The sequence below is a fragment of the Psychrobacter sp. 16-MNA-CIBAN-0192 genome (genome assembly GCF_040309565.1).
Lineage (GTDB): Bacteria > Pseudomonadota > Gammaproteobacteria > Pseudomonadales > Moraxellaceae > Psychrobacter.
Map to the genome: position 1 here is coordinate 1 of NZ_JBEOOX010000063.1, position 362 is coordinate 362.

1 protein-coding gene and 1 pseudogene are annotated in these 362 nt (G+C 44.8%); both read right to left on the reverse strand.

The features are described from left to right. The coding region (locus AAEY78_RS12365; protein ID WP_352339638.1) for a biotin carboxylase N-terminal domain-containing protein at nucleotides 1–113 on the reverse strand (113 nt) is incomplete at its 3' end. Next, nucleotides 113–362, reverse strand: a pseudogene (locus AAEY78_RS12370) (enoyl-CoA hydratase/isomerase family protein); the annotation flags it as partial. The gene AAEY78_RS12365 and the pseudogene AAEY78_RS12370, both read right to left, overlap by 1 nt.

Below are 362 nucleotides of genomic sequence, written 5' to 3' on the forward strand. Positions count from 1 at the left end.
TCTTTGTCTGCATCGGAATAAAGGGCTATGGTGCGAACACCCATGGTTTGAGCCGTTTTAATAATACGGCAAGCAATTTCACCACGGTTAGCAATCAGTAATTTGGTAAACATTATTGGGCTCCTTGTGGATCAGATTTAGCGGTTTGCCATGTTGGCGTACGTTTTTCAAAGAAAGCATTAAGGCCTTCTTGACCTTCATCTGATACACGAATCCGAGCAATTTGCTCGCTGGTAAAATTGAGCGTAGCGTCGTCAATCACGCCGTTTTCTAAATGCGATACGAGATTTTTTGCCCATGCCATGCCCTGAGGACTGTTGGCATTAAATGCTGCGATAAAAGGAGCCGCAGCAGCATCTAAG